Annotated in this window: 26 protein-coding genes and 1 pseudogene; 10 read left to right on the top strand and 17 right to left on the bottom strand. The window is 62.1% G+C overall.

Annotated elements, in window-relative coordinates; translation table 11 throughout:
* Positions 1-73 precede the first annotated feature (73 nt).
* The 3 genes from QM659_RS12540 to QM659_RS12530 all read right to left on the bottom strand — a co-directional run bounded on the left by QM659_RS12540 (position 74) and on the right by QM659_RS12530 (position 3,655).
* Positions 74-1,717: a Na+/H+ antiporter gene (locus QM659_RS12540; RefSeq protein WP_415188658.1), complete on the bottom strand. Its 1,644-nt coding sequence runs from the start codon at positions 1,715-1,717 to the stop codon at positions 74-76.
* Positions 1,718-1,830: 113 nt separating this feature from the next.
* Complete coding sequence (gene fabI / locus QM659_RS12535; RefSeq protein WP_415188657.1) at positions 1,831-2,604, bottom strand: enoyl-ACP reductase FabI; 774 nt, start codon at positions 2,602-2,604, stop codon at positions 1,831-1,833.
* A gap of 514 nt (positions 2,605-3,118) precedes the next feature.
* On the bottom strand, positions 3,119-3,655 hold the full coding sequence (locus QM659_RS12530; RefSeq protein ID WP_415188656.1) for a hypothetical protein: 537 nt from the start codon (positions 3,653-3,655) through the stop codon (positions 3,119-3,121).
* A gap of 126 nt (positions 3,656-3,781) precedes the next feature.
* Between QM659_RS12530 and QM659_RS12525 the strand changes: the two genes are divergently transcribed.
* Positions 3,782-4,663, top strand: coding sequence for a WYL domain-containing protein (locus QM659_RS12525; protein ID WP_415188655.1), 882 nt, complete (start codon positions 3,782-3,784; stop codon positions 4,661-4,663).
* A 59-nt stretch (positions 4,664-4,722) separates the two neighbouring features.
* On the opposite strand, the gene QM659_RS12520 is transcribed toward QM659_RS12525, so the two are convergent.
* From QM659_RS12520 to QM659_RS12505, 4 genes are all read right to left on the bottom strand, one after another.
* Positions 4,723-5,013: a DUF6496 domain-containing protein gene (locus tag QM659_RS12520; RefSeq protein ID WP_415188654.1), complete on the bottom strand. Its 291-nt coding sequence runs from the start codon at positions 5,011-5,013 to the stop codon at positions 4,723-4,725.
* 4 nt (positions 5,014-5,017) lie between these two features.
* On the bottom strand, positions 5,018-5,200 hold the full coding sequence (locus QM659_RS12515) for a hypothetical protein (RefSeq protein ID WP_415188653.1): 183 nt from the start codon (positions 5,198-5,200) through the stop codon (positions 5,018-5,020).
* Between the two features lie 188 nt (positions 5,201-5,388).
* Entirely contained in the window at positions 5,389-5,592 is a 204-nt protein-coding gene (locus QM659_RS12510; RefSeq protein WP_367998500.1) for a KGG domain-containing protein, read from the bottom strand.
* A 452-nt stretch (positions 5,593-6,044) separates the two neighbouring features.
* On the bottom strand, positions 6,045-6,806 hold the full coding sequence (locus QM659_RS12505) for a matrixin family metalloprotease (RefSeq protein WP_415188652.1): 762 nt from the start codon (positions 6,804-6,806) through the stop codon (positions 6,045-6,047).
* Positions 6,807-7,105: 299 nt separating this feature from the next.
* Here QM659_RS12505 and QM659_RS12500 point away from each other — a divergent pair, with 299 nt between their 5' ends.
* From QM659_RS12500 to QM659_RS12485, 4 genes are all read left to right on the top strand, one after another.
* On the top strand, positions 7,106-7,771 hold the full coding sequence (locus tag QM659_RS12500; RefSeq protein WP_415188651.1) for a MotA/TolQ/ExbB proton channel family protein: 666 nt from the start codon (positions 7,106-7,108) through the stop codon (positions 7,769-7,771).
* A gap of 30 nt (positions 7,772-7,801) precedes the next feature.
* Positions 7,802-8,308 (top strand): ExbD/TolR family protein, encoded by a 507-nt coding sequence (locus tag QM659_RS12495; RefSeq protein ID WP_415188650.1) that lies wholly within the window; start codon positions 7,802-7,804, stop codon positions 8,306-8,308.
* Positions 8,309-8,316: 8 nt separating this feature from the next.
* A complete protein-coding gene (locus tag QM659_RS12490) occupies positions 8,317-9,039 on the top strand; it encodes an energy transducer TonB (protein WP_415188649.1) in 723 nt (240 codons plus the stop codon).
* A gap of 148 nt (positions 9,040-9,187) precedes the next feature.
* Positions 9,188-10,624 carry a coniferyl aldehyde dehydrogenase gene (locus QM659_RS12485; protein WP_415188648.1) on the top strand — a complete coding sequence of 479 codons (1,437 nt, stop codon included), beginning with the start codon at positions 9,188-9,190 and terminating at the stop codon, positions 10,622-10,624.
* A gap of 133 nt (positions 10,625-10,757) precedes the next feature.
* Here the strand turns inward: QM659_RS12485 and obgE are convergent, their stop codons facing one another.
* The 8 genes from obgE to QM659_RS12445 form a co-directional block, all read right to left on the bottom strand.
* On the bottom strand, positions 10,758-11,792 hold the full coding sequence (gene obgE / locus QM659_RS12480; protein WP_415188647.1) for a GTPase ObgE: 1,035 nt from the start codon (positions 11,790-11,792) through the stop codon (positions 10,758-10,760).
* A gap of 82 nt (positions 11,793-11,874) precedes the next feature.
* On the bottom strand, positions 11,875-12,090 hold the full coding sequence (locus QM659_RS12475; RefSeq protein ID WP_127075086.1) for a cold-shock protein: 216 nt from the start codon (positions 12,088-12,090) through the stop codon (positions 11,875-11,877).
* 676 nt (positions 12,091-12,766) lie between these two features.
* The gene (atpF, locus tag QM659_RS12470; protein WP_127075084.1) at positions 12,767-13,252 is read right to left on the bottom strand and encodes a F0F1 ATP synthase subunit B; all 486 of its coding nucleotides are present in this window, start codon (positions 13,250-13,252) and stop codon (positions 12,767-12,769) included.
* Positions 13,253-13,257: 5 nt separating this feature from the next.
* Positions 13,258-13,743 (bottom strand): F0F1 ATP synthase subunit B', encoded by a 486-nt coding sequence (locus QM659_RS12465; protein ID WP_303487615.1) that lies wholly within the window; start codon positions 13,741-13,743, stop codon positions 13,258-13,260.
* Between the two features lie 102 nt (positions 13,744-13,845).
* Complete coding sequence (locus tag QM659_RS12460; protein ID WP_127075080.1) at positions 13,846-14,073, bottom strand: F0F1 ATP synthase subunit C; 228 nt, start codon at positions 14,071-14,073, stop codon at positions 13,846-13,848.
* A 46-nt stretch (positions 14,074-14,119) separates the two neighbouring features.
* Complete coding sequence (locus QM659_RS12455; RefSeq protein WP_164729789.1) at positions 14,120-14,863, bottom strand: F0F1 ATP synthase subunit A; 744 nt, start codon at positions 14,861-14,863, stop codon at positions 14,120-14,122.
* A gap of 119 nt (positions 14,864-14,982) precedes the next feature.
* Positions 14,983-15,327: an AtpZ/AtpI family protein gene (locus QM659_RS12450; RefSeq protein ID WP_303487613.1), complete on the bottom strand. Its 345-nt coding sequence runs from the start codon at positions 15,325-15,327 to the stop codon at positions 14,983-14,985.
* A 108-nt stretch (positions 15,328-15,435) separates the two neighbouring features.
* The gene (locus QM659_RS12445; RefSeq protein WP_415188646.1) at positions 15,436-16,110 is read right to left on the bottom strand and encodes an O-methyltransferase; all 675 of its coding nucleotides are present in this window, start codon (positions 16,108-16,110) and stop codon (positions 15,436-15,438) included.
* A gap of 96 nt (positions 16,111-16,206) precedes the next feature.
* Here QM659_RS12445 and QM659_RS12440 point away from each other — a divergent pair, with 96 nt between their 5' ends.
* Together QM659_RS12440 and QM659_RS12435 are read left to right on the top strand one after the other, a co-directional pair.
* Positions 16,207-17,139 carry an MBL fold metallo-hydrolase gene (locus tag QM659_RS12440; protein ID WP_415188645.1) on the top strand — a complete coding sequence of 311 codons (933 nt, stop codon included), beginning with the start codon at positions 16,207-16,209 and terminating at the stop codon, positions 17,137-17,139.
* Between the two features lie 73 nt (positions 17,140-17,212).
* Positions 17,213-18,932: pseudogene (locus QM659_RS12435) on the top strand (HAD-IIB family hydrolase).
* Positions 18,933-18,971: 39 nt separating this feature from the next.
* On the opposite strand, the gene QM659_RS12430 reads toward QM659_RS12435, so the two are convergent.
* Positions 18,972-19,667, bottom strand: coding sequence for a glutathione S-transferase family protein (locus QM659_RS12430; protein ID WP_415188644.1), 696 nt, complete (start codon positions 19,665-19,667; stop codon positions 18,972-18,974).
* Positions 19,668-19,777: 110 nt separating this feature from the next.
* Here QM659_RS12430 and QM659_RS12425 point away from each other — a divergent pair, with 110 nt between their 5' ends.
* The 3 genes from QM659_RS12425 to QM659_RS12415 all read left to right on the top strand — a co-directional run bounded on the left by QM659_RS12425 (position 19,778) and on the right by QM659_RS12415 (position 22,870).
* The gene (locus QM659_RS12425) at positions 19,778-20,386 is read left to right on the top strand and encodes a TetR/AcrR family transcriptional regulator (RefSeq protein ID WP_415188643.1); all 609 of its coding nucleotides are present in this window, start codon (positions 19,778-19,780) and stop codon (positions 20,384-20,386) included.
* Positions 20,383-21,081 (top strand): glutathione S-transferase N-terminal domain-containing protein, encoded by a 699-nt coding sequence (locus QM659_RS12420; RefSeq protein ID WP_415188642.1) that lies wholly within the window; start codon positions 20,383-20,385, stop codon positions 21,079-21,081. Before QM659_RS12425 ends, QM659_RS12420 begins: the two co-directional genes overlap by 4 nt.
* Before the next feature lie 262 nt (positions 21,082-21,343).
* A complete protein-coding gene (locus tag QM659_RS12415) occupies positions 21,344-22,870 on the top strand; it encodes a glucan biosynthesis protein (RefSeq protein WP_415188641.1) in 1,527 nt (508 codons plus the stop codon).
* 10 nt (positions 22,871-22,880) lie between these two features.
* Here QM659_RS12415 and QM659_RS12410 read toward each other — a convergent pair.
* Positions 22,881-23,216: DUF1810 domain-containing protein (locus tag QM659_RS12410; protein WP_415188640.1), on the bottom strand; the 336-nt coding region annotated here is incomplete at its 5' end.

The raw sequence follows: 23,216 nt of genomic DNA, 5'->3' as shown, positions 1-23,216 counted from the left end.
CCGCACGGGGGGATACGGCGCAAGCGAGACGGGAGACGGCCGCCCATGGCGGTCGTCTTTTTTGTGCCCCGGCTCAGGCCGACATCAGCCGCGCTTCGATGAAATCGAGTTCGCGGACGAACTTGCGCGCCACTTCCTCCGAAATCTGCCGGGAGCGCCGGAGGCGAAGAATCTCCATGCGCTCGGCCCGGATCGCTGCGAGACGAAGCTCGCGTTCGATCTGGTAGGCGCGGCGCACCGCTTCGCGGCCTTCGCCGTCGGCCGACTTGTCGCGGATGCGCTGTCGGTAGAAGTCGCCGATGTTCGCCGCGACATCTGCGTAGAGAGCCGCGTCTTCGAGATCGTCTCCCCCGGAACGCTTGTGCGTCTCGATGGCTCTCAGCGCGGCTTCGGCGACGAGACTTCGAGCCATGTCCTCTTCTTCTTCCCGCGCCGGTTCCGGCGGAAGCTTGAGTTTGCCGAGGAGAAACGGCAAGGCGATGCTGGCGATGACGAGCGACACGATGATCACGCCCGCCGCGAGGTAAATCGCGAGGTCGCGGGCAGGAAACGGCGTAAGCCCGTCCTCCATCACGAGGGGAAGCGTGAGGACACCCGCAAGCGTTATTGCCCCCCGCACGCCCGCGAGCGCGGTGACGGCGACGAGGCGCCAGCCCGGCTTCCGGATGACTTCGCCCCGAAGCGCCGCGCGAAAAAGCGTGAAGCGCAGCGATACCCAAACCCAGACGAGACGGAGCGCGATCAGCGCGGCGCTTATGGCGACGACGTACATCATGAGCCACGCCGGATCGCTGTGCCCTGTATCGCGCACCACCTGCGCGGCTCCCGCGCCGATGGTGGGCAACTGCTCGCCGAGAAGCACGAAGATCACGCCCTTGACCGCGAACTGCACCGTATCCCACACGGCGGCCCGGCTGACCCGCGTCAACGCCATGGCCTGCCCGGTCTGCTCCGCGTAGCTCATGGTGATGCCGGCGGCCACCGCCGCCAGAATGCCCGAACAATGGAAATGCTCGGCCAGAAGATAAGCGCCGAACGGAATGAGAAGGCTGATGAGGATCTGCGTGCCGGGGTCTTCGCCGAAGGTACGGGCGAACCAGTTTTTCGACCGTGTCACCGCCCATGTGACACCGGTGCCGATGGCGATGCCTCCCGCCGCGAGCCAGACGAATGTGCCGGTTGCATCGATGAGCGAGAATGTTCCGGTCAGCGCCGCGGCCACGGCAAACTGCATGCAGACGAGGCCGGATGCGTCGTTCAGGAGCGACTCGCCTTCGAGGATGTGCATGAGCCGCCTTGGCACGGGAACGCGCTGGGCAATGGCGGACACCGCGATCGGGTCCGTCGGCGATACCACGGCGGCGAGTGCGAAGGCCACCGCGAGCGGCATCGACGGGATGAGCCAATGCACAAACAATCCGACGCCGAGCACCGTAAAGATCACGAGGCCGAAGGAGAGTTCCAGGATGGTCGTCGCGTCGCGGAACAGCCCTTCCTTCGGGATGCGCCAGCCGTCGAGAAACAGCAGCGGCGGCAGGAACAGCAGGAAGAAGATGTCCGGCTTCAGCTCCACGCCGAGATCCGCGATGTTGGCGATGCCCGCGCCGAGTGCGATCTGGACGAGCGGCAGCGGCAACGCGACAGGGAGCGCGCGCGACACCCATCCGCTCAGCACAACCGCGAGTGCGAGCACGAGGGCGGTCGTGATCGTGTCCATTTTCCTACCTTTCAACGGCGCGCTGGTCTGATCGGCTCGCGCCGGAGCGTTGCGTGGAGGTCGAGGTACGGCCGCAAGCGCAAGCCTGCAACTGTACCTCGGTCTGACTTGCGTCAGGCTACCGTGTGGAAACCATTGTCGGCGAACACAACGGAGCCGTTCGTCGAGGCGCCCGCATCGCTTGCAAGGAAAGCGGCCACGCGGCCGATATCCTCGATGCTGACGAGGTGATGACCGGGCGTGCGCTGGCGGACTTCATCGAGAAGCTCATCGAAACGTCCGATGCCCGAAGCCGCGCGTGTCTTGACCGGACCTGCGGAAATGGCGTTGGCACGGATGCGCTTGTCCGCGAGGTCGGCGGCGATATAGCGGACTGTCGATTCGAGCGCGGCCTTCACCGGGCCCATGAGGTTATAGTTTTCGACGACCCGCTCCGATCCGTAGAACGTGACCGTCAGCAGCGAGCCGCCGTCGCTCATCAGCGGCACCGCGAGTTTCGTCGTGCGGATGAAAGAGTGGCACGAAATATCCATCGCGAGCGCGAAGCCCTCGGCCGAGCAGTTTACGACGCTTGTCTGCAAATCCTCGCGCGGCGCGAAAGCGATGGAATGCAGCACGAAATCGAGCTGTCCCCACTGGCGGGCGATAGTCTCGAACACCTCTTCAAGCTGGCCGGGAATGCGGACGTCGCAGGGAAGAAGGATACGTGCCTTGAGCGCCTCGGCAACGGGACTGACGAATTTCAGCGCCTTGTCGTTGAGGTATGTGACCGCGAGTTCCGCACCGGCCTGATGAAATGCCGCAGCACAACCGGCCGCGATGCTGTTTTCGTTCGCTATGCCGATAACAAGGCCGCGTTTTCCGTTAAGATCCACGATAGCGGTCATGGCAATTCCTCTTCGAGTTTGAACACGTTCCTTTCGCGTTCTCCCTGAACATTGCCTTTTCCGCTTTCTGATGTGCGGTTTACGATCGCTCGCGCGCGCATTCTCATGCGCCGGTCTTGCGGCTCATGAGTCAACGGTGGCCGCTACGGCTTCGCGTGTTTCGTCCTCGCCTCCGCGTAGAGGCGCGCGCGTCGTTGATAATGCACAAACCTGACAGGAATGCGATGATTGCGGCAAATCGGCTCGTGCATTTCCGGGCTGCGGGGAGCCGATGAAACGACCGGGGGATTGCGTGAGATCCTCGCCGCGTCGCGCCCATGGCCGCCGTCTGTGTTCCGGGCGTTGGCGCTTCTCCGGCAGGCGTTCAGCGCTCCGGCGAGGGTGAAGCGCATCGCGAAGAGCGTCTCCGCGCGAGTGTGACGCGATTTTCCGACAAGATGAAAGCGCACGCTGGGGAGGCGACTGAAGGCAACCGCGAAGCGACGGAAAATCGGATCGCGCAGTGACGGTTTCTCTAATGCGGCAGCGAGGTCGGCGTATCCGCGATGCGATTGCGGCCTCCGGTGCCAGCCATGTCGACGAAAAGATGCTGGTTGCGGTCGAAATCAACGCCGTGGCGGTCGACCCACGCACGGACGCTTGGCACGCCGCAGAAGACTAGCACACCTTTGCCCTGACGAAGACGAAACAGCGCTTCCCGGCGCACGAGTTCGTCGCCGTCTCGCGCATCTTCCTCCATCAGAAGCGAGGCCGGAACGCGAAGTTCGTCGATCCGGATGCGGTCGGGAGCCTGATACGCGGCAGAATGCCGGAGCCAGAAGACCTCGCCGAAGTGACGGCAGGCGTTCCGTTCGGTAATGCACACGGTTGCGAGGCCATCGCGGCCGGATTTCTTCAGATGGCGATGCAGCTCCGTCATCGCTTCCGGCCCGCCATCCGTGTGGAGGTCGGGGCTGGAAGCCTCCTTCGAATAGACGAGCGTGGACCGGCCGTCTCCAATGTCGATGAGGAAGGCTCCGGCGGCCGCGATAATGTCAATCTTTACACCCATGACGGCGCACCTTCCGCTCAAAATTTTGTCTACCCCGTTGAAAGACAACGAGAACCACATTATAGTTCAATTATGCGTATAATTTTATGACCCGTCAAGAAACTTGATCCGTAGGGAGAGCGAAATTTGGATACGGCGGACGAGCGCCTGCGCTGGGGCACAGAGCAACGTCTGGAGTTCATCGAGTTTCGCGCCTTCTGGGAGGGCGGGATTCGCCGAGGCGACATCACCGGGCGATTTGGCGTTTCCGTGCCGCAGGCTTCCAATGACCTTGCGCTGTACCAGCGCCTTGCGCCGCTCAATCTGCGTTATGATTCAAGCGAGAAGCGTTACGTGCCGACGGCGGAGTTCCAGCCCCGCTTCATGAAACCCGACGCGGACCGCTATCTCGACCAGCTCTGGTGTGTCGCCGACGGGCTTATCGGTCTTGACGACACATGGATCGTGCGCGCGCCGGAAGCGGGCGTCGTGCCGGTGCCGAGGCGCCGCATAGACGCCATCGTGCTGAAGCGTCTCGTCGGTGTCATCCGGGACCGGCATTCCATCGAGATTCTCTATCAGTCCATGACGCCGGGCCGTAGCGATGGGCCGATATGGCGGCGCATCACCCCGCACGCCTTTGCGCATGACGGAATGCGCTGGCACGTTCGGGCTTTCTGTCACAGGGATGAGAAGTTCAAGGATTTTCTTCTGTCGCGGTGCCGAGACGTGCGCGATGAGGGGGAGGCAGGGGCAAACGCGGCGGACGATATCCTGTGGCACACGACGTTCACGGCGGTTCTCGTGCCGAACCCCGAGCTTGCGCCGAGCCAACAGGAAACCATCGCTCTCGATTACGGAATGACGGACGGGCAGGCCGAGATCCCGATGCGGCGCGCGCTCCTCTACTATTTCAACAAGCGCATGCGCCTCGATGTGCCGGCGGGGGTCGACAAACCGGCCGAAAGGCCCGTCATTGTGGCAAATATCGAGGCGTTCAGGAAAGCGCTTGCGGAGGCGTCAGGGTAGGCGCTGAGCCGTTTATGGCATTCTACACATCGCACGCTACCCGCCGCCCGGACGAAATATCAGAGATGGCCTTCCTTTTGCTGTTTGGCGGTGGCCCCTTCGCGCTCCTTCCTTTTCGTCTGGCGGAGATTATCGCGATTTTTTTGTGATGAGTTCCGGTTTGAAGCGCCGGCCTCGTTCAGCGCGATGGCGACGGCCTGCTTGCGCGATTTGACCGGCTTGCCGGTCCCCGACTCCAGCTCGCCATGCTTGAACTCGTGCATCACGCGCTCGACGACTTCCTTCTGACCAGGGGATTCCTTTGGCATGAGCTTTTCTCCTGAGCGAACGGCCATCAGGCCGCCCGCCATTGCTTTATCTGCTATCGAACGCCGACCGTTGACGCTCACGCGTCTTTTCGCTTCGCTGGACGAGTTCGGTGTTCTGGCGTTCACGCCGCCTCTGCATGAAGCGAGCAAAATGCACCGCCGCGAACACGAGCACGATGCCCAATGTCACGAAGGCCAGGGTGGGGATGATATTTTCGTTGTTGATCAAGCTTTCCTCCTTGTTTCATCACTATTTTGCCGATGTGTTGAGAGAAGGAACGCGTCGCGGTCTGGATTGATCCGAAAGAAAAGCGGGGTTTGGGTAAACCGGCCAATCAAAAGACTATAAATTTAAATTTGCCTCATATCGTTTGAAAAAGAAACGGCGGCGGCCATGCCGCCGTTTCTTCCGATGAACTATTTGTTCTTGTGGCTTTGCTGGCCCGCTTTTACGTGCTGTTCATGGGTGCCGCCCTGCGTGGAAGAGGAACGACTGCCCTGGCCGCCTTGCGATTGACCGCTGTGGGATTGCTCGCCGCCCTTCTTGCCTGCCTCGGAAGCGCGCTGAGGGTTATTCTTGAAGTTGCCGGGATTTTTGTCCTGCGACTGTTTGTCAGCCATGACTGAGACTCCATTTGGAACATGCGATCTCTTGTTGCCGTATCGCGTGGGAAGGAAAAGGCGTTGGAGCGTGGTAGGTTCCGTGAAGAGGTTCGGAAAAAATCATTCTCCAAGACAGACCGCTTCGCCAGAAATTCATTTCGGATGAGCGAAGCGCGGATTCGATATGATCAGTGTAAGAAGTAACAACGATACAGGAAATGGCCTCGCTTCTTGCGCCGTCTACGGAATGAAATCCGCAGCCTGCTCTGGTGTCCTGGACGAGGCGCGGGTTCTACTTGATCGTGTACGTCATATTGTGAGGATTGCTACACAGCGCGAGATGTCGGTCTTGAGACACGGCCATTGTGCTGCACAAGCTGCGGGGGGAAGGCGGCATGTCTTGCCGCTCATCGAAAAAAAGACGGCCGAAGCCGCCTTTCGTTCTGCCGAATCGGAGGAGCGACGCGGCTTCAGCGCGAAGCGGCGCCATAGAGGCGTTGCACGCCCGCGATATCCGACGGCTGCAATGTCCGCGCCTGTTCATCGTAGCGGTAGCCCATGATGGCCCCGGTCGCGTCCGGATGGTCGAGGCCGATGGCGTGGCCAACCTCATGTGTGAAGGTGTGACGGAGGTCGTACACATTGAGATTGCCGTCGAAGCCGACTTTCCATGGCGACTTCGGATTGAGACACACATAGGCCTGATCGATCGCCACGGCGTCGCCCTCGCCGTCACCCCGCGCGCCTTTGGCAGGCGCGGGCGCGGCAGGCTTGCCGAGCGCCATGGTCACGGGAGTCGGGATGCCCTTTCCGCTGCGGTAGCTGAGATTTGCGAAGGCTCGCCCGCCCGGATCGTCGGCCGCGCCGATGACGATCTCGGCGGCGGTCGGATCGGAAACCTCGTGGAACGCGATGTTGGCGACGCTCTCCCACGTGCGCAGAGCTTCGCGCAGTTCTTTCCTGGCTGCTTCTTCCGTCACGCCCGGCGATACGGCGACGATGTCTGCGAAGGATCGCATATGGGCGCAGTTGCTCGGACTAAGGATGCTGCGATTGCTTTTGACGTTGTAGGGGGCCGAGAGAAGCGCATAGGTGATCACGGTCGTCTTGCCGGGCGCTTCGGGCGACCAGCGCATGGGGCGGCCATCGACCTGCAAGAGCACTCCTGCCTGCGCTGCCACGGTGTACCCGAAGCAAAGCGCCAGCATGCCTATCCGCAAAGCTCGTGTCATCTGAACCTACTTACTTCCCCTGCTCCCGCGGGATTACGCGATACCGCATATTAACTCACGCTTAAGACTAACAAATCAAGAACGTGATTGCCGGGTTGGTAAATGCAAGCCTCGGGCCAAACGCGGTTTGTAGCGCTGTCTTGTTGGTGTCGGGATTACCGGCAAGCTTCCACGCGGACTGTAGCCGACATGTTTTCGCGGAAGCCATGGTTGCGAAGTCATGCCTCATGGGGCATAGCTTCAGGTGCTCGCCGCCCTGGCGGCATGCGATCCGAACGCCACTTCCAAGAGAGAGAAGCATGGATCACCTCGCGATTGGCGACCTGTTAGCAAATGCCGATCCGGTCGTCAAAGGTGTGATGGCCATCCTTGTGATCGCTTCCATCGCCTGTTGGACGATCGCGATCGAAAAGCTCGCGCGCCTTATCGCTTTCTCGAAAGAGGTTACGGCGCTTGAGAGCGCGACCCCGACAGGCGGCGTGCCGTCGTCGTGGCTCGTCGCGCGCATCCGGCAGATTGTCGACGAGGAGCCGCGCTCGAATGGGGAACGGCCTTCCGAATTCGCCGCGCGGCTCGAAAAAAGCTTGCATGCCGAAGCGGCCGCGCAGTTGCAGCGGCTTCAGGCCGGGCTTCCCTTCCTTGCAACGGTTGGTTCGACGGCGCCCTTCGTCGGCCTGTTTGGCACCGTCTGGGGCATCATGCGCAGCTTCGCGGGCATCGCGGCGGCAAAGGACACGAGCCTCGCCGTGGTTGCACCGGGCATCGCGGAAGCGCTGTTCGCGACGGCCGTCGGCCTTGTCGCCGCCATCCCCGCCGTCATCTTCTACAATCAGAGCAATGTGATGCTCGGCCGCGTCGCCGAGCGCCTCGCCGCCGCCTCGACGCGCTTCGCAAAGCTCAAGGTCTATGGAACGGGGCAGGGCGAAACGCTGAGCGAGCCCGTGCTGGCACAGGCGAGGCGCTGACATGTCGCGCGCCGATATTGTGAGGGCAGAATGGCCGGTCTGATCCCCGGAGACGGGTCGTCGCGCCCGCAAACGAAGGTCATGGCGGACATCAACGTCACGCCCATGGTGGACGTGATGCTTGTGCTGCTCGTCATCTTCATGGTGACGGCGCCGCTGCTCATGGCGGGCGTGCCGGTGCAATTGCCGAAGACCTCCGCTCAGAAGATCGCCAAGCCCGAGAAGCCGGTGATCGTTTCGCTCACCGCCGAACGCCGGCTCTACATTCGCGATGAGGAAGTGAATGCCGGTTCGCTCATTCCGCGCCTGTCCTCGATCCATGCTGCCGAGGGCGACGGATTCGTGTTCCTGCGCGCCGACAAGACAATCCCTTATGGAGAGGTGATGGAGCTTCTGGGCCGCCTCGACGCTTCGGGCTACAAGCGCATCTCGCTGTTGTCGGAAGCGTCCGCCGAAAGCGCGCCTGCGGGCTCGATCGTGCATAAGGAAGCGGAAGGTTCCCACGCCGCGCACGGCAAGCCATCGCTCGCGCCGTGATAGCTCCCATGAACAGCGCGTCCCTCATTCGTATCCGCCTCGTCTCCGCGCTTGCCGCGCTCCTCCTGCACGCCGCGCCTTTTGCGCTGCTCATGTCGGGCGCAGCCGATTTCGACACGGACGCGATCCAGTCCGGCGCGGGTGGCGACGATCTGACCATCGTTGCCACGGTCTCGCTCGACGAGATCCAAAGCATCGGCCCCGACGCGGTGAACGTCGAGCAAAGTGCGGCCTCGGCCGGAAGCGAGCAATCGCCGCCGCCCGAGCCCGAGCCGGTACAGGAGGCCGAAAAGATCGAGCTTCCCCCGGAGCAGGCCGAGGTCATGCTGCCGAAGAAGGAAGAGGAGCAGCCTGAGAAGCCGCAGGAGCAGCCGCCCTCTACGCCCGCGCCTTCAAGCACGGCGCAGGATGAAGCCCGTGCTTCCACGCGCGCCTACGAGGCGAGGGTTGCCCAGCTTCTCGCCGCCTACAATCACAAGGTTCATCAGGCGCTCATGCGCAATGCGTCGCGGCCGAAGAACCGGGAAAAGGGCCGCGTTATGCTCGAACTGAAAATCGCGCCGTCGGGAGAACTACTCTCCCAGCGCGTGGTCAAAAGCTCGGGCGCGCGCGATCTCGACGAAACGGCGATGGCGTCGCTGCAACGCGCGGCACCGTTCCCGCCAATGCCGTTCGAAATCGCGAAAGGGCCACGAACGCTGCTTGTGCCGTTCGATTATTCGTCCAATTGAAGCCCTGAAACGCTGCGTGTGCGACCCGGTTCTGACAAAACTGTCAGGAAGTCGCCCCAGCGTCTTCCCGGAGGGGCTTGTCGGTCCTATCTTCTCAAAAAACGTCCGCAATCGATGCGATGGCGGGTAACGCGGGGAGGACGGCAGCATGACCACTCTTGAGGCTCCCGACGTCAAACCGCAGACCCGCCTTGCCGAGGTGCTGACTCTTCAGCGCACCGCCTTTCTGCGCGACGGGCCGCCTGGCCTCGATGAGCGCCGCGAGGATCTCAAGCGCCTCATCGCCGCCATCGGTGAAAAGGCCGACACAATCGCGAGCGCCATTGCCGCCGATTTCGGTTCGCGGTCGTCGCATGAGACGATCGTAGCCGATGTCTGGCCTGTGGTTGCGGGGGCCCGCAACACCGTGAAGCAACTGCGCGGGTGGATGAAGCCCAGGAGCGTCGGCGTCGGCATCGAGCTTCTGCCGGGGCGGGGGCGCATCCTGTATCAGCCGCTTGGCGTGGTGGGAATCATCAGCCCGTGGAATTATCCGTTCCAGCTCGCCGTCGCCCCCCTCGTTGCCGCCCTCGCCGCCGGCAATCGTGTCATGCTGAAGCCGTCGGAACTGACGCCGCGCACGTCGGAGTTTCTGGCTGAATTCCTCGCGAGGCTATTCCCGGAAGAGAAGGTGGCGACGGTGCTCGGTGGCGCGGATGTCGGCGCGGCGTTTTCGTCGCTTCCATTCGACCATCTGCTTTATACCGGCTCGACGGAGATAGGCCGCCGGGTCATGCGAGCCGCCGCCGAAAACCTGACGCCCGTGACGCTGGAACTCGGCGGCAAGTCCCCGTGCATCATCGCCGCGGATGCGAATCTTGCCGCCGCCTGCCGGAGCGTCGCTTTCGGCAAGCTTCTGAACGCCGGTCAGACGTGCATCGCGCCCGATTACGCTCTGGTCCCGAAGCAGATGCTGGCCGATTTCGTCGGCGGTCTTGAAGCGGCGATCCGGGCTCTGTACCCCACGCTTCGCGACAATCCGGACTACACGAGCATCATCAACGCGCGCCATTACCCCCGCATCGCGCGTCTCGTGGACGAAGCACGCGAGCGCGGCGTGCGTGTGGTGGAGATCAACCCTGGGGGCGAGCAACTCGCTCCAGATGCGCGGAAATTCGCGCCGACACTCGTCATCGAACCACCCGCCGATCTGGCCGTGATGCGCGAGGAAATTTTCGGGCCGGTGCTGCCGATCCTTTCATACAACACGCTCGACGACGCCATCGCCTTCGTCAACGCGCGCCCGCGCCCGCTTGCTCTGTACTATTTCGGTGTGGGGACGACGGACCGGGACCGTGTGCTTGCGCGGACCACGTCCGGCGGCGCGGCGGTCAACGAAACGCTGCTGCACGTCGCGGCAGAGAATCTGCCGTTTGGCGGCGTGGGCGCGTCAGGCATGGGCGCGTATCACGGCGAAGCCGGGTTCCGGACCTTCAGCCACGCCAAGAGCGTTTTCTTGCAGAACCGCATCAACGCCACGGGCCTGCTGCACCCGCCCTATGGCCGCGCTGCCGATTTCATGCGCAAGTTTCTGCTTGGGCGGTAGCGGCGCACCTCTTGTCGCCAAAGCACCACGAGAGAGCGTGTTCGCCGTCGTGCCATGACTTGAAAGCGGCACGGCGCTCCGGCTTTGCATTCCCGGTCGGTTTGGCTTCAGGTCCGGTATAACGCAGGCCGACCTAAAGCTCCGGTTGCCATGCGGCGGGCGCGGGCTTTTCTTCGCGGCCGGGCTCGCGGATGACCTTTGCAAGGCGCAGCAGCGCGTCACGCACGCCCGCGCCCGACACGCCTGAAATGAGCAGCGGGTTCTTCCGCGCGACGGCCTTGAGCGCGGCCGCCTTCTCGGCGGCGACCTCCGGTGTAACCGCGTCGCATTTCGAAAGCGCAACGATCTCGCGTTTACGGCCAAGCCCCGCCCCGTAAGCCTTCAACTCCCCACGGATCGTGCGATAGGCCGCCGCGACGTCGGGCTCTGTCACGTCGACGAGGTGCAAGAGAACGCGGCAGCGCTCGACGTGACCGAGGAAGCGGTCGCCGATGCCCGCGCCTTCATGCGCCCCTTCGATCAGGCCGGGGATATCGGCGAGCACGAAATCGGTATCGCCCGCCTTGACAACCCCGAGGTTCGGATGAAGCGTCGTGAAGGGATAGTCGGCGATCTTGGGCTTCGCCGCGCTGACTGCGGCCAGGAAGGTGGACTTGCCCGCATTCGGCAATCCGACGATGCCCGCATCGGCGATCAGTTTCAGCCGGAGCCAGATCGTCATCTCCGCGCCCTGCTGGCCGGGGTTGATCCGCCGGGGGGCGCGATTGGTCGATGACTTGAAGTGTGCGTTACCGAAACCGCCATTGCCACCGGCCGCAATAAGCGCGCGCTGGCCGGGCGTCGTAAGATCCGCGATCAGCGTCTCGTTATCTTCGGCGAAGACCTGCGTGCCGGGCGGAACCCGAAGAACGGCGTCGGAGCCGCCCGCGCCGTGGCGGTTCGCGCCCTCGCCGGGGCGGCCATTGCCGGCCTTGAAGTGCTGCTGATAGCGGAAATCGATGAGCGTGTTGAGGTTCGTGACGCATTCGACATAAACATTGCCGCCGCGTCCGCCGTCGCCGCCATCGGGGCCACCGAACTCGATGAACTTCTCGCGCCGGAAAGAGAGGCAGCCACTGCCTCCATCCCCAGAGCGAATGTAAACTTTTGCCTGATCAAGAAATCGCATGGCTCGCAGTTAAGGAGATTTGCTCTCCGACGCAAGCGACACAGTGAGGTTTTTCGAACTCGCCGGGCGATTTGCGGAATGTTCAGTCGGCGCGCTCGAGATTGACCGCCTTGGGGCCTTTGCCTTTGGGGTCCGGCTGGGTCTCGTAGGTCACTCGCTGGCCTTCGTCGAGCACCCCGACGCCCGAGCGTTCGACAGCGGAGATGTGCACGAACACATCCTTGCCGCCTTCATCCGGCGTGATAAAACCAAAGCCCTTCGCCTGATTGAAAAATTTGACCGTTCCGGTCTGGCGCATGGGATGACACTCCTCTTCCCCAACGAAAGAACATGGCTACGGGCCATGTTTTAACTTATGCGAGCAAGCGGCATCGGGGGAAGTCATGCGTATCATGTTCCGCTAACGCGGCATTCTATTAAACGCGCAGTTCCACGGGTTCCGATCATTTGCCCGATTGCTGCGAATTATGCGCGAACGGTCTTAATTCGTAAAGAGCCGTGCGATAAGTTTTCAAACACTTTTTAACAAGTCGCAAAGACTGGTGCTGAACAGCATCAGTCGCTTAGCCCTATACCTACGAGGGAATAGCTTGGCTCTTTTGCGGTGTTCACCGGGACTTTGACCCCGCGCGAGGGATCAGGGGACATTCAGGGTGCCCGAAGCGGCCGGTTGGGCTTCTTGACAAGGAGGCCCCCCGGCGTGGCAGAAGACGAGCATGGGGGCGGCAGTGGGCTTTGAGCAGCGGCCCTTTCAATAGCGACGGCGATGCCACACGCGACCGCTGCCGAGCCCTAAAAAAAAAGCGCCCGCCGTCTCTCGACAGCAGGCGCTTTGGGGCACGCCCCTGAACTGGCCTCTGGCGCACGCTCTTTCGAACGTGCTGGCTTCGAGAACACCGGCAACTTGTGAAAATCCAGCGCAGTTCCGAATTTTCAAATACGATGCCGACGCCTCCAGCGGGAGTGAAGCGCCGCTAGTGAAGACGCTTCTTGATGCGGTCGAGACTGGCCGTGATCGTATCGTCGGCGATCTTGCCCGTCACCTTGTGCTGGAGAAGCTGCTCGGCCGCCGAAACGGCAAGCTCAGCCGCTTGCGCGCGGATCTGCTTGCGAGCTTTCTCTTCCTCAAGCTTGATCTTCTGTTCGGCAACCGAGAGCCGACGTGTGATCAGCTCGTCGAAAGAAGCGCGGGCTTCCGTGGCGTAGGCTGCGGCTTCCCGCTCCGCCTGCGCGATGATCTCCTGAGCCTCGATCTCCGCGTTTGCCGCGCGGCTCTTGTAATCGGCCAGAAGCGTCTCTGCCTCGGCACGAAGTTTCCGGGCTTCTTCCAGCTCACGAGCGATCGCGTCGGAACGCTGGTCGAGCGCCTTCAGAGCCAAGCCGGGCACGTTGTAGTACAGGATGAGGCAAATGAAGAGGACGAAGGCAATGGCAACCCAGACTTCAGGATCCATCAACATGCTGTTTACTCCTTCGATCCCTGGCGCAGCGCCTCGCGAACCTCGTTTTCGGTGACGTCGACGCCGGCCAGTTCCTTGACGATATCACTGACGACATCGGCGGTGATGGCTTCCATCTCGCCGGAGGCTTTTTCGAGAATCGCCTTGACCTTGGTCTCGGTTTCGGCGGCCTTGGCCGCAAGCTCTGCTTCGAGCGCCCGCCGCTTTTCGTTGATTTCCGCTTCGAGCTTTTCGCGAGCGCTCCGGATCGTGCCGTTGCCCTTCGCCTTGGCGTTGGCGAGTTCGGTCTCGTAACGCTGAGCTTCCTGATCGGCTGCGGCCTGCGCCTCTCGGGCAGCCGAGAGATCGCCGCCGAGTTTCGCCTTTCGGTCGGCGAGAACTTGCGCGATGCGTGGAAGCGCAAGGCGGGAAAGCGCGACGTAGAAAAGCGTGAAAATGATCGCCAGCCAGATCAACTGGGGAGCGAAATCGCCGGGTTGCAGTTGTGGCATGGAAAAAACCGCCTGTGCGCTAAGAGAGACGGCGCCTCTGGAGCCGTCCGCTCGGATATCCGATCGGAGAGAGGCTCCCGGGCGCCGCCGCGTCTTTGATGATTAGAACACGAACAGAAGGATAAGGGCGACCACAAGGCCGAACAGACCCGTCGCTTCGGCCAGCGCAAAGCCGAGGAGCAGGTTCGGGAACTGGCCCGGAGCGGCGGACGGATTGCGCAGCGCGCCCTGAAGGAAGTTGCCGAAGATGCTGCCGATGCCGACGCCGGCGCCGATCAGGGCCGAGCAGGCGAGGCCCGCGCCGATGAGCTTGGCTGCTGCTGGATCCATAACGAAATCTCCTATTCGATCGTTCGGTTGAGTGGCTGGGAGTTAATCAGTGCGAACCCGCGTGGAGCGCGTCGCTGAGGTAGATGCAGGACAGCACCGCGAAGACGTAGGCCTGCAGGAACGCAATCAGGATTTCGAGGCCCATGAGAAGGACCATGAAGATGAGGGGCACGCCGCCGGCGGCGAGTCCGACATTCACGCCGAGGCCGACCACGAAGCTGCCGAACACGGCGAGCATCGTATGACCGGCCATCATGTTCGCGAAAAGACGAACCGAGAGGCTGACGGGGCGGGTGAAGTAGGAAATGATCTCGATCACCGAAATCAGGGGCAGAAGCGCGATCGGCACACCAGACGGCACGAACAGTTTCAGGAAGCCGAAGCCGTGCTTGAAGATGCCGATGAGCGTGACGCCGAGGAACACGAACGCCGCGAGCGCGAAGGTGACGATGATATGGCTCGTCACCGTGAACTGCCCGAGGCCGGGGATCGGAATCATCCCGAGCAGGTTCAGCGAAAGGATGAACATGAAGAGGGTGAAGATGATCGGGAAATAAGGCATTCCCGACGTCCCGGCGTTCTGGCGGACCATGTTCGCCACGAACTCGTACGAAATTTCGCCGAGCGATTGCAGCCGCCCCGGCACAAGTCTCGCGCCGACGGTGCTGTACACGAGAAACGCCGTCACGAGCGTTGTCGCCATCACCATCCACAGCGACGCATTCGTGAACGACGCGTCGTAGCCGAACAGCTCAATCGGCGTGTAGCGGTTGATGACGAACTGGTGCATGGGGTCGAACCCCCCGCCGCCTCCGCCGTGATGGCCGCCTTGTTCGGTGGCGGCGTGCGCCGCACTGATAAACCAATCGATCATAGCAATCCCTGCCGAGCCGGAAGTCTCAGCCGTTTCTACTTGTCACCCATCCTCCGGGCCTCGCGGATCACGTTCAGAAACCCGGCGGCGATGCCGAGAAACAGGAACACCACTATAAAGAAGCGGGTGTCAAGCCACTGATCCAAGGCCCAGCCGATAAAGCCCCCCACGAACACACCTGCCACCATCTCGGTGGAGATCTTGAACGCTTTCCCGAGCAGGGAACTGCGTTTTTCCAGTTCGCTGTCGGACATGCCTTCGCGCTTATTGCCCTCCGGATCGAGCTTTCGTTCCAGCTCCCTCAGCCGCTCTCGCAAGCTTTCGCTTGTCTCGGGCAAACCCTTTCGGTTGCCCTGATCGCCGTCGCCGGAGGGATTCATAGAAACCCGATCACGTTAGGAATAATAAGCGCGTATAAAATTTCAGGTCGTTTCTAAGCTACGCTACAAAGCGAAGTCAACCACCGCGTTGCGGTGCGGCAAGGAATTTCATCGCGTCTCCCGCACGACCGCCAGGACAAGACCGTCGTGAGACTTCACACCCACCGTCTGGATGATGGTTGCGTCGACAGCCGGGTGAGTGGCGAGCGCGTCGGAAAGGCGTTTCACGCCTGCAACCGCCGGAACCTCGGCGCGAGTCGGGTCGATCACCGCGCCGTGGCGGATCACATTATCCGCGACGATCATCGTTCCCGCTTTCGAAAGCTGCAATGACAACTCGAAATAGTCGAGATAGGGCTCCTTGTCGGCGTCGATGAAAATGAAGTCGAACGGCGGCTCGCCCGAGGCGATGAGGCTAGGCAGGATGTCGAGCGCGACGCCCTCGCGGACCTCCACTTTGTCTTGCAGACCCGCGCGGGCGAGGTTGCCGCGCGCGATGGCTGCGTGACGCGGATCTATTTCGAGCGAAAGCATCCGGCCGTCTTCCGGAAGCGCGCGGCCGAGCCAGATCGCGCTATAGCCGCCGAGTGTGCCGATTTCCAGAATCCGCCGGGCGCGGACCGCCTTCGCGAGCACGAACAGCAGCCGCCCGAGGACGGGCGAAACGCTGATTTCAGGCATCTGAGCCGTCTTCATATCCGCGACCGCAGCAGAAAGCGCTTCATCCTCCTTCGCGAACAGGCCTTCGATATAGCTGTCGACAGCGGAAAAGATGTCGGTCATCGGAAACTCCTCGCGCTCTGACGCGCGGCGTTTTGCATTGACAAAAAGGGCGCGCGCCCAAAGCTTTTTGCAACGGACATCATTTTAGAGGTTTCCTTGACGAACCCCAACCACAAGACGCCGTCCTTCTCGCGAGAAATGGCATTTGAGTACGGGAAGCTGGAACTGATCGCGCCCGGCGTGCGCCGTATCGTGTGCGAGAATCCGGGGCCGTTCACGTTCAGGGGGACGAATCTTTATGTGGTGGGCGAGGGCGATGTCGCCGTCATCGATCCGGGGCCGGCGGGCGAGCGGCAGATCGACCTGCTTCTCGACGCGCTCGGCCAGAGCGGCGAGCGGGTGGCCCACATTGTTCTTACGCATTGCCATGCAGATCATAGCGGTGCGGCAGCGGCGCTGAAGGCGCGCACGGGCGCGCCGACTTATGGTTTCGCGCGCAGCGCCGACGATCCGGTCATCGGCAAGCGTGGGCCGTCCGGCGGCGATTTCGTCATCCCCGTGACGTTCGATGTGCCGCTCCGCCATGGCGATGCGGTACGCGATGCAAGCTTCGAACTTCGCGCGATCCACACGCCGGGGCACGCGCCCGATCACCTCTGCTTCCACCTCGCGGAAGGCAACGTCCTTTTTTCGGGCGATACGGTGATGGGCTGGAATACGAGCGTCGTCGCCCCGCCGGAAGGCAACATGGGAGATTATCTCAGGTCGCTCGACATGCTGATCGGGCGAAACGATGCGGTCTATTTTCCCGCCCATGGAGGGCCGGTCCACGAGCCGCAGCGTTTCGTCAAGGCGCTTATCTTCCATCGCCGTTGGCGCGAGCTTGAAGTGCTCGAAGCGCTGCGGGCGGGTGCCACGAACATCGGCGACATGGTCCCTCGCATTTACGCTGGCCTCGAGCCCGCACTCGTTCCCGCCGCCGCGCTTTCGGTGTTCGCGACGCTCGAACATCTGGTCGAGAAACAGATGGTTGCGACAACGAGGCCGGGCGCGCTCGATATGAGGCAGGAGTTCGCGCTTCTCGGATGACGGGACGCGAGCGGAACGTAACCTTCGCCCGGCCGGTTTCTCTTCAGTGACGGGATTGTCGCTGGAGGACTCTGTGTATTTTCTCGCTCTTGCCACCGATTTCGACGGCACCATCGCCCAAAATGGCGTTGTGGACGATGAGACCTTTGAGGCTCTGCGGAACCTCAAGGAGAGCGGGCGGCGGCTTATCCTTGTCACGGGGCGCCAGCTCGGCGAACTCGCGGAGACTTTCCCGAAATACAGCTTCTTCGACCGCATCGTGGCGGAGAATGGCGCCGTGGTCTACGACCCGGAAACGAACCAGAAGTCACACATCAGCCAGGCGCCGTCGCCCGCATTCGTAGCGGCGCTGAAGGCGCGGCAGATCGAGCCGTTATCTGTCGGCGATTGCATCGTCGCGACATGGGAGCCGAACGAGAAAGCCGTGCTCGACATCATTCGCGAGCAGGAACTCGGCCTTCAGATTACCTTCAACAAGGGGGCGGTGATGGTGCTTCCCTCAGGCGTGAACAAGGCGACGGGACTCAAGAGCGCACTCGACGATCTCGAACTATCGCCGCACAACGTCGTGGCGGTTGGCGACGCCGAGAACGATTTCCCCTTTCTTCGCATGTGCGGATGCGCGGTTGCTGTGGCGAATGCGCTGCCGAGCGTGAAGAAAGCCGCCGATGTCATACTCGAAAAGCCGCGCGGCGACGGGGTGCTCGATCTCGTTGACCGGATATGCCGGGAAGATGCAGCCATTGCCGCTGGCACGAAACGCGCGATTCGAGTTGGCGAAGATCGCGAGGGCCGCGTTTTCACCATAGATCCCGAAGAAGGCTGCGCGCTGATCGCAGGGACGTCCGGCATTGGCAAGTCCACGCTTGCGACGGCTTTGTCGGAGCGCATGCACGAGGCGGAGTTCCAGTTTTGCGTTTTCGATCCAGAGGGCGATTATGACGATTTGGAGCATGCCGTATCGGTCGGTGGCGTGAAGGAGCCGCCGAATCGCGCGCAGTTGCTGAAGCTTCTGCATAAAGTGGATGCGAATGTCGTGGTGAACACGCAGGCGATACCGGTCGAGGACCGGCCGCCTTTCTTCGCGAAGCTGTTTCCGCATTTTTCTTCGCTCCGCGCCGAAACCGGGCGTCCGCACTGGCTGCTTATCGACGAGGCGCACCACCTCCTGCCGCAGCGCCGCGAGGGCCTTGAACGCGTGCTGCCGAACGATCTGCGCGCTGCGATTTTGATAACTGTTCATCCCGAGGCCGTCGCGGTGGAGATTCTCAACAGCGTGAAAACCGTGTTCGCGTTAGGCGAAGGTGCTGCCGACGTCATTTCGGGCTTCAGCCGGGCCATCGGCGCCGCAGCACCCGCGAGTTTTCCCGCATTCGATCCCGAAGAGGAGGTGCTCGCTTACACAGTGCGGGACGGTCGTGTAACGCCGGTCGTCCCCAGATCGGCCGAAACGTATGCAGAAGCGGCACAGCCGCAAATATGCAGAAGGCCAACTCGGCGAGGATCGAAGCTTCTTTTTTCGCGGGCCGGACAACGCCCTCAATCTGCGCGCCCAGAATCTGATGATCTTCCTCCAGATGGCCGACGGCGTTGACGACCGCACATGGGACTATCATCGGCGGGGCGGTCATTATTCCGAGTGGTTCCGAACGGCGATCAAGGACAAGGGGCTCGCCGACGAAGCGGCAAGCATCGAGCGGGATTTGAGCTTGGATCACAAGGAAAGCCGCAAGCGCATCCGCGAGGCTGTTCTCGCGCGCTACACAGGACCAGCGAAGTCAGACGAGCATTGACAAGCGGCAGCGACACCCGCCGCTTGTAATCCTCTGGCTTCACACGCCCACGCCTTCATGGTCGAGGTGCTTGAACATATGACGGCGAGCCGCCTCGTCCGTCTCTGTCACGAAGGTGAAGCGGTCCTTTAGCGCAAGGGCGCGCTGGGCCGCTGGCCGCTTCTCGATCTCATCGCAATGGCGCTTGAGATAGGGAAACTTCGCCCACGCGCCTTCGCCCAGCACGCGTTCCACATTGCGCGACCAGCCCCACACGGCCATGTCCACGATGGTGTAGGCGTAGCTCACCATATGGCGGCGATTCTTGAGCCGGTCGTCGAGGATGCGGAAATGCCGCTCGGCCTCGAAGAAATAGCGCTTCTCGGCATAGGGCACCTTTTCGGTGGCATAAGACCTGAAATGGCGCGCCTGACCCGAAAAAGGCCCGACGCCGGTCCCCACGAACTCAAGCCACGAGAGCATTTCGCCGCGCGCGGCCCAGGTGTTGTTCGGCGGCAGGAACTTGCCCGTCTTGTCCGCGAGATAAAGCAGGATCGCGGTCGAATCGAACACGGCGTGGCCGCCATCGACGATGACGGGCACCTTGCCGTTCGGGTTCAGCGCGAGGAAATCCGGCTCGAACTGCTGACCGAGCCGCACGTCCACCGGGATCGGCTCGTAGGCAAGCCCGGCCTCTTCGAGAAACAGGGCAACCTTCATCGGGTTCGGTGTCGGGTTGAAATAGAACTTCAGCATCGGGGATCTCCTTGCGTGACGCTTTTTTCTGTAGGGGAGGTGGTTGCAAGCCGCGCATGGGGCAATATATTTTGGATCGATCGATCTAATTCAATGGTAAATGAAGCGACATGAGCCGTCCCCGCGCATTTGATGAGGACAAGGCGCTCGAAGCTGCCGCCGCCTGCTTCTGGGCGAAGGGCTTCGCGGCGACGTCCGTGCGTGACCTGGCGGCCGCAATGAGCATCACGGGCGCGAGCCTTTACAACGCCTATGGCGACAAGCGCGGCGTGTTCGAGGCGGCGCTTTATCATTATTGGAATGCGGGCGCGCGCGCCCGCATGGCTGCCATAGAGGCGAAGACGAGCGGGCTTTCCGCCATCGAGGCGTTCTTCGCGGCCGGGATCGAGCGCGCGGCAGCCGATTGCGAGCGCAAGGGCTGCCTGATCGTCAATTCGGCGCTCGACGTTGCGCCGCACGATCCGGGCCTCGCCAATGTGATCGCGGGCTACCTCATGGAAATCAAAAGTTTCTTCGTCTGGCACATCGAAACCGCCATCGAGCGCGGCGAGTGCCCGAAGTCCATCGATCCCCAGACGCACGCCGCGAATCTGCTCGCTGTGCACATGGGGCTGCGCGCCTTGTCGCGCTGTTATTCCGAGCGCGCGTTTCTTGAAGCGGCGGTAGCGCCCGCGCTCGCCGCGCTTCGCAACCAACCTCACAAGGAGGAAGTCGCATGATCGAGCTTTATTACTGGCCGACGCCGAATGGGCACAAGATTACCCTGTTTCTGGAAGAAACGGGGCTTCCCTACGAAATAAAGCCGGTGAACATCGGCGCTGGCGACCAGTTCAAGCCCGAGTTTCTCGCGTTTTCACCCAACAATCGCATGCCCGCGATCATCGACCGCGAGCCGAAGGACGGCGGCGAGCCGGTCACGGTTTTCGAATCGGGCGCGATCCTGCTTTATCTCGCGGAGAAGACCGGCAAGTTTCTGCCCGCCGATGTGCGCGGGCGCTTCGACGTACTGCAATGGCTGTTCTGGCAGATGGGCGGACTTGGACCGATGGCGGGGCAGAATCATCACTTTGTGCAGTACGCGCCGGAGCGCATTCCTTACGCGATGGATCGCTATGTGAAGGAGACGAACCGGCTCTACGGTGTGCTCGACAGGCGGCTCGCCGACCGCGAGTTCATCGCGGGCGATTATTCCATCGCCGACATGGCGAGCTATCCCTGGATCGTGCCCCACAAGAAGCAGCAGCAGAACCTCGACGATTTCCCGCATCTGAAGCGCTGGTTCGATGCGATCCGCGCGCGGCCCGCCACGGAGCGCGCCTATGAGAAGGGCGCGGCCATCAGCAACATTTCGGTCATGACGGAGGAGGGCAAGAAAATCCTCTTCGGCCAGACGGCCGGGGTCGTGAAGCGGTAGACGAAAACGGCGGCGGCCGTCGCGTCGCAGGCTTCGCGCGACAGCCTCTCGTCCCTGGCCGGCAGGCGGGAAGCCATCCGGCGACCGATCATTGCGGCCTCGACCGTTCGCACGGTTGATAAGTTTGCAGTCGCCGCAATCTACGCGCAAGTCCGTCACGTCACGGTCAAATTCGCGGCGGGTGTTTCTCCTTGCTGGAGATGACGCACGGCAAACAAGGACAAACGCGGGAGATCGGATGATGGATCGTCGGGCTTTTTTGATGGGAACGGCTGCCGCGGCGCTCGCGTCGAAGGTTTTCGCCGCCGAGGGCGCGGGAATTCTGTCCGGGCCGGAAATTCCCTTCTCGTTCGACAAGCTCATCGCCGACGCGAAGGCTCTGTCCGAAAAGCCGTTCGAGAAGGCGCAGGTGAAGGACCGCGATACGCTGGAACGGCTCGATTTCGACGAGCATCAGCAGATCCGCTTCCGCTCCGATTCCGCGATCTGGGTCAAGGGCGACGGCCCCTATCCGATCGAGCTGTTTCATCCCGGCAAATGGTTCAAGGAGCCGGTGCGCATCTTCGTCGTGAACGGGACGAGCGCGCGCGAAGTCAAATACAGCTCCGATCTCTTTTCCTATGGCACGAGCGAATTCGCAAAGACGCTGCCGCCGGACACGGGCTTTGCCGGTTTCCGGGTGATGACCGCGCCGGGCGTCCCGGACTGGCTCGCGTTTCTCGGCGCCTCTTATTTCCGCAGTCCGGCCGAGACGGGGCAATACGGCCTTTCGGCGCGCGGCCTCGCCATCGACACCGCGCTCAACCGGCCCGAGGAGTTCCCGCGCTTCACCCAGTTCTGGCTGGAGAAACCGGCGGACGGGCGCAAGGGCGTGATCGTCAACGCGCTGCTCGATTCGCCGAGCATAACCGGCGCCTATCGCTTCGACGTCGAGCATCCGGGGCGCACGGTGATGGACGTTCGCGCGCATCTCTTCCCGCGTGCGGACATCGAGCGCGTCGGCATCGCGCCGCTTACCAGCATGTACTGGTACGGCAAGCCGAATCGGAAGGTCGCGGTCGACTGGCGCCCCGAAATACACGACAGCGACGGCCTCAGCATCTGGTCGGGCGGCAATGAACGCATCTGGCGGCCGCTCAACAATCCGCGCTCGATCCAGACAAGCTCGTTCTACGATACCAATCCGAAAGGATTCGGCCTCCTTCAGCGCGAACGGAATTACTCTCAGTATGAGGACGACGGCGCGTTCTACAACAAGCGCCCGGACGTTTGGGTGGAGCCGCAGGGCGACTGGGGCGAGGGCGCGGTGCAACTCGTGGAGATTCCAACCGATGACGAAATCCACGACAACATCGTCGCCTACTGGACGCCGAAGGAGCCGTTCAGGCGCGGGCAGCATCGCGAGGTACGCTACAAGCTTTACTGGAGTCTCGAAGAGCCGTTTCCGTCGCCGCTGGCGAAGGTGGTGGCGACGCGCGTAGGCGCAGGCGGAATTCCGGGGCGCCCCCGCCCGCGCGGTCTTGTCAAATATGTCGTGGACTTCGAGGGCGGCAAGCTTTCCGAGCTTCGGCGGCGCGGCGACATCGACGTCGTCATCACGGTGCCCACAGGGCGCGTCGAGCGCGAGGCCGTTTATCCCGTGGTCGATAGCGAACGCTGGCGCGTGATGTTCGATTACACCGCCGCGTCGGAAACGCCTGTCGATATTCGCGTTTATCTGAAGAAGGGCAATGACGCACTGAGCGAGACCTGGCTTTTCCAGCATCTCGCATCGCTTGCAACTTTATAGGGGCGAAGGCTTAAGCCTTACCGAGAAGCTTAAGAGTGGCGGCGTCCGGTTCTCCCTCACAGAGCTTCTCGATGGCTTCGGCAAAGATCGGTTCGCCGGAGCCGGCAGCCTCCGCGAAGAGCGTCATCGACGAGTGAAACTTCATGTCGTCGGGCGCTGGAAAGATCGCGCTGACGGTCTTTCCCGCGTCGAGCACGAACTGGGTGCATTCGATGAGGCGCGGCCCAAGCACTGCGTTGGAAAGATAGGCGCGCGCCTCGTCGAGCGACGCGATTCCGAAGCGCCAGGCGGTCGAACTGCGTCCAAGCCCGCGCAATTGCGGAAAAATGTACCACATCCAGTGTGT

This window comes from Rhodomicrobium sp. (assembly GCF_047605405.1).
In the GTDB taxonomy this organism is placed as follows: Bacteria; Pseudomonadota; Alphaproteobacteria; order Rhizobiales; family Rhodomicrobiaceae; genus Rhodomicrobium; species Rhodomicrobium lacus.
Note: the sequence above shows the minus strand (reverse complement) of the source record. Positions and strands in the feature narration are given on the sequence as shown.